The following is a 16,313-nucleotide window of genomic DNA, read 5'->3' as shown; positions in this document are numbered from 1 at the left end:
ATTCCATAAAATCTATTAATAATTTAATGTTGCATAACTTAAATGTATGAACACTTTTTTCAGTGCCCTTATTGCTGGGAAGAAATTTCAATGCTGTTAGATCCTTCCGTCAAACAGCAGAATTACGTGGAAGATTGTGAGATTTGTTGTAACCCGATAGAAGTTGCAGCACAATTTAATAACAATATTCTCGAAAGTTTCCAGGGCAATAGCCTGGAACAATAAGTATACCTTACTCCATTATTTTATAAAATTTAACACATTGGCTTTTACTTTTATTTGCGTTTCCAAAGCATCTTACCCTTTGGCTCCGGATTCCTATATATTTTATATTTAATCCACTCTTTCATTTAATTTAGAATAACTCATACACCCGATCAATTTTCTTCATAAAAATTTATAGTTAATAGGTTTTGATTATCTTACCTGGCGTAAGACTTTGTTCCAAGCATTTATTCCATTTTTCTTTTTAGAAGGAAATGGCCTTTAAAATCATAATTTATGAAAGGACTGGATACCTTAGACTGGGTGGTAATTACAATCTACTTTCTTCTATTACTTGGAGTTGCATGGTGGGTTATAAAACAAAAACAAAAGAATACTGAAGATTATTTTCTTGCCGGTCGTAACATTGGGTGGTTTATCGTTGGTGCCTCCATTTTTGCTTCAAACATAGGTTCTGAACATGTTGTAGGCCTTGCGGGCAATGGTGCCGGAGATAAAATGCCTTTGCTTATTTACGAGTTACATGCCTGGATTGTTTTAATGCTGGGCTGGGTATTTCTTCCTTTCTATGCTCGCAGCGGGGTATTTACTATGCCGGAATTTCTTGAAAAACGATTCGATTCAAGATCCAGATGGGTCTTATCTGTGGTTTCCTTAATAGCCTATATATTGACTAAAGTTTCTGTTACTATCTATGCCGGAGGTGTAGTGGTTTCAGCTTTGCTGGGCATTCCTTTTTGGATCGGGGCAGTTGCCACGGTAGTTCTTACAGGTGTTTATACAGTATTGGGAGGTATGCGGGCCGTGGTTTATACAGAAACAATCCAGGCCGTTATACTGGTACTTGGCGCAGGCATATTGACCTTTCTGGGTTTGGATGCCGTAGGAGGATGGGGTGAGCTTAAGGAAACAATAGGACCGGAATATTTCAATATGTGGCGCCCAAATTCTGACCCCGATTATCCATGGCTTCCGCTTTTTATTACCAGTACAGTAGTGGGTATCTGGTATTGGTGTACAGATCAGGTAATTGTTCAAAGGGTACTGTCGGCTAAAAATATAAAGGAGGGCAGGAGAGGAAGTATTTTTGGAGCGCTTTTGAAACTTATGCCCGTATTCCTTTTTTTAATACCGGGAGTTATTGCACTTGCTCTTAAAATGCAGGGCAAACTTCACTGGGATAGTCCGGATGAGGCCTTTCCCGTGTTAATGAGCAACTTAATGCCCTCCGGACTTCGGGGATTGGTTGCAGCAGGATTGTTGGCAGCTTTGATGAGTTCTCTTGCTTCTGTATTTAATTCCTGTTCTACTTTATTTACTCTCGATATTTATAAAAAACTCAAACCGGAAAAGCCGGAAGAAGAATTGGTGAAAACAGGCAGAATTGCCACCTTTTTTGTGGTTGGTCTTGGTCTTTTATGGATCCCGATTATTACAACACTTTCCGATGGACTTTATGAGTACCTTCAAAATGTACAGGCCTATATTTCTCCTCCCATAGCCGCTGTTTTCTTGCTGGGCATATTTTATAAGCGCATTAATGCCAACGGTGCTATAGCCACTTTAATTGGTGGTTTTATCATTGGTTTTGGAAAGCTAACCCTGGAGATTGTAAAATCGGGATTTACAGAAGGGAGTTTTCTTTATGTCATTGCAGATATAAATTGGCTGGTTTTTGGAGCCTATTTCTTTGCAATGTGCATAGGAATAGCGGTTGTTGTTAGTATGATGTACCCGGCTCCCTCCCAGGCACAATTGCAGGGCCTTACTTTTGGAACAATTAGCCGGGAACAAAGGGCGGAAAATAAAGCCAGTTACAATTGGGTGGATATTGTTACTTCTATAGTGATTCTCGCAATTGTGGGATATATCATGATTTCATTTAGTACACTTGCTTTATAGATTGAACCTGCCGGTTGAAATATATAGGATTAAATATGAAAATTTTATAAATAGACAGTAGATGCGTTCCTTACTCCTGCTTTTGTTAATTTTTATAGTCAGCTGCAATTCAGCAAAGGAGGGTAAACCCAATGTAGTTCTTTTTGTCGTAGATGACCTGGGCTGGACTGATTTGTCCAGTTATGGGAGCGATTTATATCAGACACCAAATGTGGACAGGCTTGCCAAAAATGGCATGTTATTTACTGACGCATATGCTACCTGCACCGTATGTTCGCCATCCAGAGCAAGCATAATGACCGGTAAATATCCGGCCCGGATCAATTGTACAGATTGGATAAGCGGGCATAAAAAACCCTTTGCCAAATTGAAAATTCCGGAGTGGACGCAATATATGGCACAGGAAGAAACCACATTGGCTGAAGTATTCAAAAAGGCAGGCTACAAAACGATCCATATTGGGAAGTGGCATTTGGGAGAAGAAGACAAATACTGGCCGGAATTTCAGGGATTTGACATCAATATAGGTGGCTGGTCAATGGGTGCCCCACAAAAAAGAGATGGAGGAAATGGTTACTTCCCGCCTTATTTAAACCCCCGTTTAAGTGATGGACCAGAAGGAGAATACCTTACTGAACGATTAGGAGATGCAGCCCTGGAATTTATTGAAGAAAATAAGCAGGAGAAGGCACCATTTTTTATGAACTTCTGGTTCTATAACGTACATACCCCCCTGCAGGCGAAAGCCGATAAGATAACAAAATACGAAAAACAAGTTGAGCAAGGTGCCAATCATCAAAATCCCATATACGCTGCCATGGTGGAGCATATGGATGATGCTGTTGGTAAAGTATTGAACAAGCTGGAGGAAAGCGGGATGCTTGAAAATACAATTGTTATTTTTACCAGTGATAATGGTGGGCTTAGGGGCAATTACGAAAATAACAGAAAAAAAGTTACCTCAAATTTGCCGCTGCGTTCCGGAAAAGGAGATGTCTATGAAGGAGGTGTCAGGGTTCCCTTTATTGTTCATTGGCCCAATAATATTTTAGAAGGACAGGTTGCTGATACTCCTATAATTTCTGCGGATATTTATCCTACTATACTTGGATTAACAGGTATTAAGCTAGAAGAGCATTCTACTGAAAATATAGATGGGATAGATTTCACTCCTCTTTTAACTTCGGGAGCAGATATTCACAGGAATGCCATATACTGGCATTATCCACATTATCATTTGGAGGGAGCAAAGCCTTATAGCGCAATACGCAAAGGCGATTGGAAACTAATTGAGATTTTTGAAAATGAAGAGGTGGAGCTCTATAACCTTAAAGAAGATATTGGTGAAAACAACAACCTGAGATTAAGTTATCCGGAAAAGGTGGTGGAACTTCAAAACGATTTAAATACCTGGCGGAAAGATGTAAATGCACAATTACCAAAAACTAATCCTCAGTTTATGGAAGAATATGAAAGCTCCTGGAAAGCAGGGCAGTGGAGAAATAGGCCGGATGAGGAATTTTTGGAACATTTAAGGAAGGCTGACTAATGAAGAAAACTATAATATTCCTCCTAAGTTCACTTTTTGTGTTATCCTGCTCGGAAGTAAAGCAGGAGAAAGAATTAAAGCCCAATATCATTTATATTCTGGCAGATGATTTGGGTTATGGTGATTTGAGTTGCTACGGACAGCATAACTTTCAGACACCCCACCTGGATAATCTTGCCAGGCAGGGCATGAAATTTACACAGCATTATAGTGGGTCTACCGTTTGTGCACCTTCACGGTCTTCTTTAATGACCGGCTTACACACAGGACATACCCCTATTCGGGGTAACAAGGAACTGAAAATTGAGGGGCAAAGTTCTTTGCCGGCATCTTCTTTGACTCTTGCCGAATTACTCAAAGAAGCTGGTTATAAGACTGGAGCTTTTGGGAAATGGGGCCTCGGCTTTATTGGTGAAGAGGGAGATCCAAATAAACAGGGATTTGATGAGTTTTATGGTTATAATTGCCAGCGCATGGCACACAGGTATTATCCTCCTTATTTATGGCATAATGAAACAAAGGAATTTTTAAAAGGAAATGATTGGACGAATACGATTACCTATGCTCCGGATAAAATTCAGGAAGCCACTTTGCGGTTTATTGAAGAAAATAAAGACACAACATTTTTTGCATATGTACCATTGGTACTACCTCATGCCGAATTGATTTCGCCTAATGACTCGCTCTTGCAACAATTTAAGGGGAAATTTGAAGAAAAACCTTATTTACCAACAAATTCCTATACTTCTGATTATGGTCCGGACATTATACCACATCAATATTGTTCTCAGGATTCGCCTTATGCTGTTTTCGCTTCCATGGTCACCCGCCTGGATGCATATGTAGGACAAATAGTAACTAAATTGGAAGAACTTGGAATTAAGAAGAACACAATAATTATGTTCGCCAGTGATAATGGTCCTCATGAGGAAGGAGGCGCAAATCCTGAATTTTTTAATAGTGCAGGCGGCTTGCGGGGAGTAAAGCGGGATCTCTATGAAGGAGGTATTCGCACACCTATGATCGTAGTTTGGCCGGATAAAGTAAAGGCCGGAGCAACCTCAAATCATATTTCCGCATTTTGGGACATAATGCCAACATGCGCTGAAATTGCAGGGGTTCAACTAAAATCGGAAACTGATGGAATTTCATTTTTACCCGAATTATTGGGACAAAAGGAACAAAAAAAGCATGAATATCTCTATTGGGAATTTAGTGAAAGAGGTGGTCGGCAAGCTATACGGATGGGTGATTGGAAAGCGGTAGTATACGATTTGCAAAAAGATCCCAATCCCAAAATTCAGCTTTATAACCTTGCAGAAGATGAATGGGAAAACAATGATATCTCCTCCGAACATCCGGAAATAGTGAGCAAAATGAACCAATTGATGAAGGATGCGCGAGTAGAATCACAATTATTTCCATTGTTTAATTAATTTTTAATTCGTCATAGTATTCCATTATTGCAACCCTCTGACCGAACTATATTAAAGTCATGAAAAAATTAATCCTATTGGCAGGCCTATTCTTATTTGCTTCTTGTTTGGAACAAAATAAAGAAGAAAACAGGCAACCCAACATTGTCTTTATTTTTGCGGATGATTTAACTTATTCCGCAATTAATGCTTTGGGCAATAAAGAAATACAAACGCCTAATATTGATCGATTAGTAAACACAGGTACGACTTTTAGCCACGCCTATAATATGGGAGCCTGGAACGGAGCTGTATGCCTGGCTTCAAGGGCTATGATGATATCGGGCAGAAGTGTTTGGAATGCTAATAAATTTCGACAGGAGTGGCTTCTCGGCAGAGGTATGGACCAAACCTGGGGTAAACTTATGGAAAATGCAGGATACGATACCTATATGACAGGAAAATGGCATGTTGATGCAGAAGCGGAAAGTGTTTTTCAAAATGTGGTCCATGTGAGACCGGGTATGCCAAAAGATGCCTGGAAAAATGATGAAATGATAGAGAATTTCAAAAGTATTGCAGGTACCGATACATCACCCGGTAAGTTTATGCCTGTCGGCTATAACCGACCGATAAGCGAGGCAGATTCAAGCTGGTCAGCTGCAGATCCAAAATATGGCGGATACTGGGAAGGAGGAAAACACTGGAGTGAAGTCTTAAAGGATGATGCGCTTGGTTTTGTTGCCAACACTAAAAAAAGTGATAAACCCTTTTTTATGTATCTCGCTTTTAATGCGCCGCATGACCCAAGGCAGGCACCTCAGGCCTACCTGGATAAATACCCTTTGGAAAATATCAGTGTTCCTGAAAGCTTTTTGCCTGAATATCCTTTTAAAGATGGCATCGGGAACGGGCCTGATTTAAGGGATGAAGCATTGGCTCCTTTTCCAAGAACAGAATATGCCATTAAAAAACACATACAGGAGTACTATGCGCTCATAACCCATTTGGATGATCAGATAGGGGTTATTTTAGATAGTCTGGAAGAAAGTGGGCAAATGCAAAATACTTATATCATTTTTACGGCAGACCATGGGTTGGCAATGGGCAGGCATGGGCTGCTAGGCAAACAAAGCCAGTACGATCACAGTATTCGGGCACCTTTTGTCATAATGGGGCCAAATGTTCCTGAAGGAAAAATAATTTCTGCGGATATATATTTACAGGATGCAATGGCTACAAGTCTGGAATTGGCCGGAATACAGAAACCGGCTTATATTTATTTTAACAGTTTGATGGATTTGTTGGAAGGAAAGCAGGCCAAAAGCTCCTATAACGGCATTTATGGGGCCTATGTAGACCTGCAAAGGATGATTCGCAAAGAAGGATTCAAACTTATAGTATATCCCGGGCTGGACAGGGTTTTATTATATGATATGGAAAAGGACCCTGAGGAAATCAATGATCTTTCAAATGAACCATCTTATCAGGCTAAAGTAGATGATCTTTTTCAGGATTTATTAGACTTACAACGGCAGTTGAATGATACTTTGGATATTAGCCATGTAAGAAAAAGGAATGTTTTATAAAAATCTGAAATATCAGGTCTGGCCGCCAATAAGTTAATTTTTTTTCCGGTTTATTGCCCTGTCTGATTATCTTTCATTGCTTTATGACCAAATCTGGTTCTTAACGGAATGAATACTGTAAGTTCTGTAGCCATAAATTGCCACAACAAAAAAACAGAATAGAGGTAATACAAATGAAAAATTTACCTCCGGAACACCAAGGATTTTAATATCGGTATAACCTGAACCACCAAAGTCTAAAATGGAGCCCTGCAGAACAGGCATAATTGCCCCACCTACTATGGCCATTACTAAAAAAGCCGCTCCAAATTTGGCATCTTCACCAACACCCTCTAACGCAATCCCGTAAATTGTGGGAAACATCACAGACATGCACAATGATATACCAACAAGGGAATATAAACCTGTCATACCCTGTATAAAAATCGCTCCGAGTGTAAAGGCAATGGCCCCGAATGCGAAATACATCAGCAATTTCCCGGACGGGATATATTTTAATAAATAGGTGCCGACCCAACGACCAATTAAAAAGAGGATCAGTGCCCAATAGGCATATGTTACGGCACTTCGGTTATCAATTCCCAAAGTTTCCGCATATTGATAAATATAAGTCCAGCACATAATCTGCGCCCCAACATAGAACATTTGGGCCATTGTGCCTTCGACAAACTTTTTGTTCTTAAATAAACGCTTTACTGCAGAAGTTACTGAACCCCCCGCTTCTTCTTTTTTCTCAGGCATCTTAACGAGTGCAATAAGAACAAGCATGAATAATACAAACAAGCCAAGAATAACGTATGGGTTGCGCACAACCATTAAATCTGATGATCTTACAGCTGTTTTTGCTGTTTCAGAAAGGGTGTCATAAATTACATTTCCTTGTGCGTCCAGGTCATCTGACTGCAGAGAACCTAAAATAAATGTTTGTGCTATAAATAAACCTGTCAAGGCTCCAATAGGGTTAAATGCCTGCGCTAGGTTTAATCTGCGCGTAGCTGTTTCTTCATTTCCCATGGATAATATAAACGGATTGGCCGTAGTTTCAAGAAAAGCCAAACCAAAGGTTAGAATGTACAAGGCCGCAAGAAAAAAACCAAATTCTTCATAGGCCGCAGCAGGGTAAAATAAAAGGGCACCAATGGCATAAAGGATCAGCCCCAGGATTATTCCTTTTTTATAGGTGTATTTTTTTACAAACATGGCCGCCGGAAAAGCCATGGTAAAGTATCCTCCATAAAAAGCCATCTGAACCCAGGATGCCTGGGTATTGTTCAATTCAAGAATCTTTTTAAAGGCAGAAACCATGGGATTCGTAATATCGTTGGCAAATCCCCATAAAGCGAATAAAGAAGTTATTAATACAAAAGGGATTAACACCTCTTTAGAGACTACCGGTATTCTTTTCTTATTTTCCATAATGATAATTTCCCGAATGTTTAGTCATTTTCCTGTGTTAAAAGTGATCTGTCCAGATGGACATAACCTCCGTCAACGGTAATGAACTGCCCGGTTGTATGCGAGGATTTTTCGGAAATGGTAAACAAGCATGTATTGGCGATCTCCTGAGGAGTGGTCATTCTGTTTTCAAGGGGAATATTTTTTATTATGGATTTAAGTTTTTGGTCCCCATTATCAATAGATTCTATCCAGCTTTTATAAGATGGTGTCCAGCATTCAGATATAATTATAGCATTAGAGCGAATACCGTATTCTATAAGGTCTACAGCCCATTCGCGCGTTAGACCAAGAACTCCGCCTTTGGCAGCAGCATAACCAGACGTTCCTCCCTGTCCGGTTAAAGCAACTTTGGATCCTATATTCAGAATATTCCCTTTTGATTCTTTTAAAAATGGTACGGCATATTTAACTATCAAAAAAAAGCTTACCAGGTTTAGTTTTAATGAATCCATGAACTCCTCATAAGTTGCGTCTAATCCTGCTCCATCATTTACGCCTACGTTGTTAATGACTACATCTATCCTTCCGTACTTTTTGGTGATGGTTTCAATTGCCTTTTTAATTTGTTCAGGATCTGTAACATCTGTTTTGCAAAAGAGGCCATCAATACCATTTTTGCGAATTTCATCTATGTATTCAATAGCCCTGTCATTCCTGTCAATAATTGCCGGAATAGCTCCTTCCTCAACCAAACTATGTAAAATGGTTTCGCCAATACTACCTTTCATTCCGGCTGCGCCGGATATCACCACTACCTTGTTTTTTAATCCCAAATCCATATACTCCTGTTTTTAGATTATAAAATTATATCATATTCAATTTATTTCCTTTATTCTGAAGTGCTCCAATGCTTTATTTTGGGTTTAATCTGCCAAGTTTAAAATAGCTCCGTGCATTCCCTTGTCTAGTATTGAAATAAGGCTCAAAATAACTTCGTTTTGGACCCCTTCGATTTTGGTTAAATCCTGGTCCCAGAAATTAGAATTGGACAACACCAAATTAACCATTTGGGTGATACTTTCTTTAGAACCAGTTACTTTGGCCCAGTTTGATTCAAAAAAGGCCAGGACTTCCGGATCATCGGCAAGTTCAATTGGTTCGCCATTCCTTTCACCTTTATAAAAGACAATCAAGGCCGCGAGCGAGAATAATAAATGCCTGGGCAGTGTTTTTTTTCTTTTGATAAATTCCAGGACAGAGGGTAAAACCCTTGTTTTGTATTTAGAAATAGAATTGAGTGATATACTCAGCAGCGCATGGTCCAGATAGGGATTTTTAAATCTGTCTAAAACATCATTTGAGAAATGAATCAATTCTTTTTCAGGTAAATCCAGGGTTGGGCAGATTTCATTGAAAATGGCGTTTTTTAAAAATGCACCCACTACCGGGTCTTCCAAAGATTCACGTACTTTTTCTATGCCATACAAATAACCTACGGGGACTAGCGAAGTGTGTGCTCCATTTAATATCCGGACCTTTCTGGTTCTGTAAGGTTCCATGTTATCTGTAAAGACAACATTTAACCCGCTCTGCATGGCAGGAAATTCCTCTTTAACTTCTTTGGGGCCTTCAATGACCCATAAATGAAACTGTTCGCCCTCAACGAGCAGATTGTCTTTGTACCCCAATTCTTCTGTAATTCTGTCTGTTTTATTTTTAGGATATCCAGGGACTATCCTGTCTACCAAAGTATTACAGAATATGTTGTGCTTATTGATCCAGTTGGTAAATTCCCCGGCCAAATCCCATTCAACAGCATATTGAAGAATTATGTTTTTTAAATTATCACCATTTCTGTCTATTAATTCGCAGGGCAGTATAATTAATCCTTTATCCGAAGCACCTTTAAAAGACCGGAATCGGTGGTATAAAAATGCGGTTAATTTGCCAGGGTAACTCTTTTGGGGAGAATCTCCTAATTTATCAGCTTTATGATATGCAATGCCGGCTTCCGTGGTATTGGATATTACAAAACGCAAGTCCGGATTTTCAGCGATAGCCAGGAAGGCTGAATATTCCTGATAGGGATTAATAGCTCTTTGAATACAATCTATGATTTGATGCTCACTAACCGCCTGTCCATTTTTGATCCCATTTAAGTACAGGGTATATAATCCATCCTGATCATTAAGTATTCTGACCAGCCCCTGTTTTATGGGCTGTATAACAACTACGCCAGAATTGAAACTGGCATTTTTGTTCATTTCATGGATCATCCAATCCGCAAAGGCCCTCAAAAAATTACCTTCCCCGAATTGCAGTATTCTTTCCGGATAGGAATTGGCAGTTACAGTGCTTCTGTTTAGTGCTTTCAAAAGTTATTTTGTTTACCGGAATCTCGGGGTTTTTAAATTATTCCATTATAAGGATATACCTCTTTTCCAAGGAATAAAGTCGTTTTGTCCTTTTAGATTTGCTTTGGCTGTTATTTCACCGCTAGCCGTTGCTATGATGTAATCCAGAATTTTAACCCCCATACTTTCAATACTGTCTTCACCACTTATTACCGTACCTGCGTTGATATCTATGATATCCTTCATTTTTTCGTACAGGTGAGTATTACTGGAGAGCTTCAAAACAGGGGCTATGGGATTACCTGTTGGGGTCCCCAAACCGGTCGTGAACACTATCATATTGCATCCGGAACCTGCAAGTCCGGTTGTGCTCTCCACATCATTACCGGGAGTACAGAGGAGGTTTAATCCGGGCCTGGTAATTTTTTCGGTGTAATCGAGCACATCAACAACCGGGGAAGTCCCCCCTTTTTTAGCAGCTCCGGCTGATTTCATGGCGTCCGTAATAAGGCCATCCTTAATATTGCCCGGTGATGGATTGTTTTCAAACGCTGAGCCCACTGCTTTGGCCGCTGCAGCATACGCATCCATAAGCGCTGCAAACTTTTTTGCGGCTTTGTCGGTTTCACATCTATTGATAAGTTCTTGCTCAACACCATTTAGTTCCGGAAACTCCGAAAGAACTGTTGTACCTCCTAAGGCAACCAATAAATCCGAAGCATATCCCAATGCAGGGTTGGCTGAAATTCCTGAAAATCCATCAGACCCGCCGCATTCTAAACCCAAAATCAATTTACTCAATGGGGCTGGTTTTCTTTCTGATTTATTGGCTTTTGTCAATCCGATAAACGTACGCTTTACTGCTTCTTCAATAAATTCCCGTTCACTTCTGCTATTTTGCTGTCGCAGGTAATATACAGGTTTTGAAAAGTCTGGATCCTTTTGCTCAATGAACTCTTGCAGTTGCCGGACTTCTGCATTCTGACAGCCCAAACTCAATACAGTGGCGCCGGCTACATTAGAATTTGTTATATACCCGGCAAAAAGACTGCATAATGCTTCAGAATCCTGGCGGACCCCGCCACAACCTCCGTCATGCCTTAAAAATTTTATGCCATCAACATTCGGGAATATCCTGTTTTTAGATATTTCATCTTTGGTATGGATAATAGAAGTAGCAAATATTTCTTCTTCATCAGCCCCGGATTGATATTTAGTTATCAATGCCTGGGTGTCCACGGCAAAATCCTTTTTGGTTATATATCCCAATGCTTCGGATAAGGCTGCTTCTAAGACATCTACATTCCGGTTTTCACAAAACACCATAGGAATGATCAACCAATAGTTAGCAGTGCCAACACTGCCACCTTCCCTGTGATACCCCTGAAATGTCCGTTCCTTAAATTTTGAAATATCCGGTGCAGTCCATTTAAAGTTTTCTTTTGTGCTATTATAGGCTGATGACGCATGTTTGACATTCTCTACGGTAATTGCGCAGCCGCTTTTAATTGGTTTAACCGCTTTCCCAATAAGGACACCATACATATAGATCTCATCACCAATACCAAAATTTTGCATGGCGAATTTGTGTTTGGCCCTGATATTTTCCTTTAGAATAATTTTTATACCATTTATATCGGTGATGGTGCCTTCCTGAAGGTCTGTTATAGCAACGATAATATTATCCCTGGGATCTATTTGAACATATTTTTTGGGCATAACTTTTAAGTAATTAACTCCTTACAGCTTTAATTAAATCCAGCGTCTTTCTTACATCTTCTTCCAATTTCTTAAAATCTTTTTGAACGAGAATTTCTTTTGAAATTAATTTTGACCCCATTCCCACGCAGGTTACACCTGCTTCAAACCATCCCCTGAGATTAGATTCTTCAGTACTGACACCTCCTGTAGGCATAATGTCTGTCCATGGGCAAGGTCCTTTAATGGCTTTTACAAAACCCGGGCCATAGGTAGAACCGGGGAAAAGTTTTACTATTTCGCAACCTAATTCTTCGGCTCTTGCTATTTCAGTCAGGGATCCACAGCCCGGAGACCAAAGCACTTTTCTCCGGTTGCAGACTAGTGCAATGTCTTCCCTTAGTACAGGTGTGACTATAAAATTAGCCCCTAATTGCATATAGAGGGAGGCTGCCCCGGCATCCGTAATCGATCCAACACCCAGTATCATTCCCGGTAGTTCGGCCATTGCATATTTATTGAGTTCGGCAAATACCTCATGGGCGAAATCACCCCTGGAGGTAAATTCCAAAAGCCTTGCACCTCCAACATAGCAGGCCTTTAGTACTTTTTTGCCAAGTTCTGCATCGGAATGAAAAAACAAAGGAATCATTCCGCTTTCTCGCATGGTCATTGCCACTTCTAATCTTGAATATTTTGCCATAATATGTTATATATAATTATCTGGCTACCCTGCCTGAGGCATCGCCACCCATTAATTTTCGGACCTCTTCTACTGTTACCAAATTGGCGTCTCCTTTTATAGTGTGTTTTAAACAAGACGCTGCTACCGCAAAATTTAGAGCATTCTGATCATCCCCCGGATACTTTAATAATCCATAGATTAATCCGCCCATAAAAGAATCTCCTCCACCAACCCTGTCTACAATATGGGTTATTTGATATTGGGGCGATTCAAATAAAGTCGTACCATCATACATTACCCCCGCCCAGGTATTATGTGAGGCAGAAAGGGAACCCCTTAGCGTAGTGATCACTTTTTTAGCCCTTGGAAATTTTTCCATCATTTGCTGGCAGACCGAAAGGAATGCTTCGGCTTTTACATCATGACCCTGCGTAGTGATGTCTAAACCTTCGGGTTTAATCCCAAAGTGTTTTTCAGCATCTTCTTCATTCCCAAGAATAATGTCGCAATAGGAGGTTAGTTTGGTCATGATTCCTTCGGGCTCAACCCCATACTTCCAGAGCTTGGCCCTGTAATTAAGATCAGTAGATACAGTTATTCCCATTTCCGAGGCTTTTTGTACAGCTTCAAGGCATACATCTGCTGCTCCTTGTGATATGGCCGGGGTGATACCCGTCCAGTGAAACCATCCGGCACCTTCAAAAACCTTTTCCCAATCAATCATACCCGATTTAATTTCAGCAATTGCTGAATGGGCTCTGTCATAAATTACTTTGCTTCCCCTTGATACCGCACCTGTTTCAAGAAAATAGATCCCTAACCGGTCTCCACCAAAAATAATATCCTCGACACCAACACCTCTTTTGCGCATTTCCATCAAAGCGCATTCTCCAAGATCATTCTTGGGCAAACGTGTTACAAAACTAACCGGTATGCCATAATTGGCTAAGGATACAGCAACATTAGACTCTCCTCCGCCATATATTATATCGAAAGAATTTGTTTGGGAAAACCGCAAAAATCCCGGCGGCGCAAGGCGCAACATAATTTCTCCGAAAGTGACTACTTTTTTCATGAATTAATTTGATTTAGTCGTTTTAAACATTCACTATTGCCTTGATCACACCATTTCCCGGGTCTAACCAACTATCGAATTGAGGTATCATTTCAGTAAATCCCACATTGTGTGTTATGTAGGAATTCACCGGGAATTCACCCTTTTCTAAAATAGCAATTACATATTTAAAGTCTTCCAAGGTAGCATTTCTGCTGCAGATTATTGCAGTTTCTTTGGCATGTATGGTGGGATGATCAAATTCCAGCTTCCCTTTAGATAATCCAACTAAAATATATCGCCCCCCGAAAGCCATATAATTTATGCCTTTTTCAAGGGCTTCTTTGTTGCCCGTAGCATCAAAAACTACAGTTGCCATCTCACCATCTGTAATCTCCATAATGACATCCAGAGCTGTATTTCCTGCGAGGACAGTATGATCTATTCCAATTTTATCTTTTACGTAATTTAACCTGCCAGGATCTCTATCCATTGCAATTACTTTGGCGCCGGCTAACTGTGCTAATTTCATGATACCTATTCCAATTGGTCCGCAACCTATGATAGCAACAAATTCGTTGGGTTGTATCTGAGCTCTTCTCACTGCATGGGCACCTATTGCCAAAGGTTCCGCAATTGCCATCTCCTCATAACTTAAACTGTTCGCCGGGATCAAAAGGTTTATCGGTATGGAAATCTGCTCCTGCATCCCACCATCGGCATGTACTCCCAATACGCTGATTTTATTACAACAATTGGTTTTTCCATTTCTACAGGCAACGCAGTGTCCGCAACTTATATAGGGCATTACAATTACTTTATCCCCGACCTGGATATTTTGGTTATTTTCTTCAATTTCCAGGACTTCAGCGGCTAACTCGTGTCCCAGTACCCTGGGGTAGGTAAAAAATGCCTGGTTTCCCGTATATGCATGTAAATCAGTTCCGCAAATACCAATTTTCTTAATACTAACAATGGCTTCTCCTGCTACTTTTAGTGGATTGCTTTTTTCTTTGAGCTTAAACCTGCCGGGTTTTTCACATACAATATACTTCATCAATAGAGCTGATAATTTTTAAAGAGCACAATTTTTGGAACACTCATTACTAAACTAATTCAAAAAAATTAAAATGTTAATTTTATTCGGTATATAAAGTTAGGCAAACCAAATCTAAGGTTAAGTGAATGAAACATTTTTACAATTGAATACTTTAAAGAACTTTGAAGAGACCGGTTGTTTTTCTTAGCTTGGCTTAAATATTTCATATTTTAAGTATAATCCAGTTCCTATACCCTTTATTAATGCAATACAATACCTAAATTATGCCTGTAAATTGTAAAGCCGCCGTTGCTTTGGGAAATGGCAATTTCACTATTGAAGACATCGTGGTTAATGAACCACATGCAGATGAGGTTTTAGTAGCCATTAAGGCCGCCGGCTTATGCCATACGGATTACGACTCGTTAAATTGGGGAAAACCACTGATATTGGGTCATGAAGGAGCTGGAATAGTACAGGCGGTTGGCAGGGATGTTAAAGATATACAAGTAGGGGACTCTGTTATTTTAAATTGGGCTACTCCCTGTTATAATTGTTTTCAGTGTAATTCGGGGAATCAGCATCTTTGTGAAAATAATTCCCCGGTTGTTGCGGGGTCCAATGGCTATACCGAAGGTCATGCCCATCTGGGGGGAAGTTTATGGAACGGAAACCCAATTGAACGATCATTTAATATTGGGACTTTATCTGAATATACACTGGTAAAGTCCTCGGCAGTTGTAAAGAACCTGTCGGCAGGCATGTCTTTTGCATCAGCAAGTATAATAAGTTGTGGAATAATGACAGGATATGGTTCTGTAGTAAATTCTGCAAAAGTAAAACCCAATAGTTCTGTAGTTGTTTTAGGTACAGGCGGGGTTGGTTTAAGCGTTATTCAGGGAGCAAAATTAAGTAAGGCTTCTATGATTATTGCCATAGACATTAATGAACACAGACTGGATATGGCTAAAGAGTTTGGCGCAACAAATGTTATTCTTGCCGCTAAAGAAGATAAGGGGCTATTAAAGGCGGCAGAAGCAGTAAAGTCATTGACTGAAGGCAGGGGAGCAGATTATGCCTTTGAATGTACCGCAGTTCCGGAGCTGGGTGCAGCACCCCTGGCAATGGTCAGGAATGCAGGCACAGCGGTACAGGTGAGTGGAATTGAGCAGGAAATTACCGTAGATATGAATTTATTTGAATGGGATAAAATTTATATGAACCCATTATATGGTGGATGCAAACCGCAGGAAGATTTCCCAAAAATCATTGAATATTATGAATCCGGGGAATTGCGACTTGACGAAATGATAACCCAAACCTACACTTTGCATCAATTACAAGATGCGTTTGACGATATGCTGGCAGGAAAAAATGCCAAAGGAGTTATACTATTTGATTAATT

13 protein-coding genes are annotated in these 16,313 nt (G+C 40.0%); 6 read left to right on the top strand and 7 right to left on the bottom strand.

All coding sequences use genetic code 11. The features are described 5' to 3' along the window. Positions 1 to 42: 42 nt before the first annotated feature. The 5 genes from G504_RS0104150 to G504_RS0104130 all read left to right on the top strand — a co-directional run bounded on the left by G504_RS0104150 (position 43) and on the right by G504_RS0104130 (position 6,680). A complete protein-coding gene (locus tag G504_RS0104150) occupies positions 43 to 225 on the top strand; it encodes a CPXCG motif-containing cysteine-rich protein (protein WP_019668880.1) in 183 nt (60 codons plus the stop codon). Between the two features lie 276 nt (positions 226 to 501). Beyond that, positions 502 to 2,127: a sodium:solute symporter gene (locus G504_RS0104145; protein WP_019668879.1), complete on the top strand. Its 1,626-nt coding sequence runs from the start codon at positions 502 to 504 to the stop codon at positions 2,125 to 2,127. Positions 2,128 to 2,188: 61 nt separating this feature from the next. Beyond that, positions 2,189 to 3,676: a sulfatase gene (locus G504_RS0104140; protein WP_019668878.1), complete on the top strand. Its 1,488-nt coding sequence runs from the start codon at positions 2,189 to 2,191 to the stop codon at positions 3,674 to 3,676. Next, complete coding sequence (locus tag G504_RS0104135; RefSeq protein WP_019668877.1) at positions 3,676 to 5,112, top strand: arylsulfatase; 1,437 nt, start codon at positions 3,676 to 3,678, stop codon at positions 5,110 to 5,112. Before G504_RS0104140 ends, G504_RS0104135 begins: the two co-directional genes overlap by 1 nt. Before the next feature lie 59 nt (positions 5,113 to 5,171). Then, positions 5,172 to 6,680 carry a sulfatase-like hydrolase/transferase gene (locus tag G504_RS0104130; RefSeq protein ID WP_019668876.1) on the top strand — a complete coding sequence of 503 codons (1,509 nt, stop codon included), beginning with the start codon at positions 5,172 to 5,174 and terminating at the stop codon, positions 6,678 to 6,680. Positions 6,681 to 6,761: 81 nt separating this feature from the next. Here the strand turns inward: G504_RS0104130 and fucP are convergent, their stop codons facing one another. The 7 genes from fucP to G504_RS0104095 form a co-directional block, all read right to left on the bottom strand. Next, a complete protein-coding gene (gene fucP / locus G504_RS0104125; RefSeq protein WP_019668875.1) occupies positions 6,762 to 8,096 on the bottom strand; it encodes an L-fucose:H+ symporter permease in 1,335 nt (444 codons plus the stop codon). 20 nt (positions 8,097 to 8,116) lie between these two features. After that, positions 8,117 to 8,917 carry an SDR family oxidoreductase gene (locus G504_RS0104120; RefSeq protein WP_019668874.1) on the bottom strand — a complete coding sequence of 267 codons (801 nt, stop codon included), beginning with the start codon at positions 8,915 to 8,917 and terminating at the stop codon, positions 8,117 to 8,119. 84 nt (positions 8,918 to 9,001) lie between these two features. Then, positions 9,002 to 10,453 carry a tagaturonate reductase gene (locus tag G504_RS0104115; protein WP_019668873.1) on the bottom strand — a complete coding sequence of 484 codons (1,452 nt, stop codon included), beginning with the start codon at positions 10,451 to 10,453 and terminating at the stop codon, positions 9,002 to 9,004. A gap of 45 nt (positions 10,454 to 10,498) precedes the next feature. Beyond that, positions 10,499 to 12,151, bottom strand: coding sequence for a UxaA family hydrolase (locus G504_RS0104110; protein WP_019668872.1), 1,653 nt, complete (start codon positions 12,149 to 12,151; stop codon positions 10,499 to 10,501). A 13-nt stretch (positions 12,152 to 12,164) separates the two neighbouring features. After that, positions 12,165 to 12,833, bottom strand: a complete 669-nt coding sequence (locus tag G504_RS0104105; protein WP_019668871.1) for a bifunctional 4-hydroxy-2-oxoglutarate aldolase/2-dehydro-3-deoxy-phosphogluconate aldolase — start codon at positions 12,831 to 12,833, stop codon at positions 12,165 to 12,167. Between the two features lie 16 nt (positions 12,834 to 12,849). Continuing rightward, positions 12,850 to 13,890 (bottom strand): sugar kinase, encoded by a 1,041-nt coding sequence (locus G504_RS0104100; RefSeq protein WP_019668870.1) that lies wholly within the window; start codon positions 13,888 to 13,890, stop codon positions 12,850 to 12,852. 22 nt (positions 13,891 to 13,912) lie between these two features. Further along, a complete protein-coding gene (locus tag G504_RS0104095) occupies positions 13,913 to 14,926 on the bottom strand; it encodes a zinc-binding alcohol dehydrogenase family protein (protein ID WP_019668869.1) in 1,014 nt (337 codons plus the stop codon). Between the two features lie 266 nt (positions 14,927 to 15,192). On the opposite strand from G504_RS0104095, the gene G504_RS0104090 reads away from it, so the two are divergent. After that, complete coding sequence (locus G504_RS0104090; RefSeq protein ID WP_019668868.1) at positions 15,193 to 16,311, top strand: alcohol dehydrogenase catalytic domain-containing protein; 1,119 nt, start codon at positions 15,193 to 15,195, stop codon at positions 16,309 to 16,311. Positions 16,312 to 16,313: the final 2 nt, after the last annotated feature.

The organism is Eudoraea adriatica DSM 19308 (assembly GCF_000382125.1).
GTDB classification, from domain to species: Bacteria; Bacteroidota; Bacteroidia; order Flavobacteriales; family Flavobacteriaceae; genus Eudoraea; species Eudoraea adriatica.
This window is presented reverse-complemented; position numbering and strand designations above follow the sequence as displayed.

Bases quoted from the DNA above. Each gene is read 5' to 3' on its own strand.
- G504_RS0104140 (WP_019668878.1), top strand. From the start codon at position 2,189: ATGCGTTCCTTACTCCTGCTTTTGTTAATTTTTATAGTCAGCTGCAAT.
- G504_RS0104130 (WP_019668876.1), top strand. From the start codon at position 5,172: ATGAAAAAATTAATCCTATTGGCAGGCCTATTCTTATTTGCTTCTTGT.
- G504_RS0104105 (WP_019668871.1), bottom strand. From the start codon at position 12,833: ATGGCAAAATATTCAAGATTAGAAGTGGCAATGACCATGCGAGAAAGC.
- G504_RS0104100 (WP_019668870.1), bottom strand. From the start codon at position 13,890: ATGAAAAAAGTAGTCACTTTCGGAGAAATTATGTTGCGCCTTGCGCCG.
- G504_RS0104120 (WP_019668874.1), bottom strand. From the start codon at position 8,917: ATGGATTTGGGATTAAAAAACAAGGTAGTGGTGATATCCGGCGCAGCC.
- G504_RS0104135 (WP_019668877.1), top strand. From the start codon at position 3,676: ATGAAGAAAACTATAATATTCCTCCTAAGTTCACTTTTTGTGTTATCC.
- G504_RS0104090 (WP_019668868.1), top strand. From the start codon at position 15,193: ATGCCTGTAAATTGTAAAGCCGCCGTTGCTTTGGGAAATGGCAATTTC.
- G504_RS0104095 (WP_019668869.1), bottom strand. From the start codon at position 14,926: ATGAAGTATATTGTATGTGAAAAACCCGGCAGGTTTAAGCTCAAAGAA.
- fucP (WP_019668875.1), bottom strand. From the start codon at position 8,096: ATGGAAAATAAGAAAAGAATACCGGTAGTCTCTAAAGAGGTGTTAATC.
- G504_RS0104150 (WP_019668880.1), top strand. From the start codon at position 43: ATGTATGAACACTTTTTTCAGTGCCCTTATTGCTGGGAAGAAATTTCA.
- G504_RS0104145 (WP_019668879.1), top strand. From the start codon at position 502: ATGAAAGGACTGGATACCTTAGACTGGGTGGTAATTACAATCTACTTT.
- G504_RS0104110 (WP_019668872.1), bottom strand. From the start codon at position 12,151: ATGCCCAAAAAATATGTTCAAATAGATCCCAGGGATAATATTATCGTT.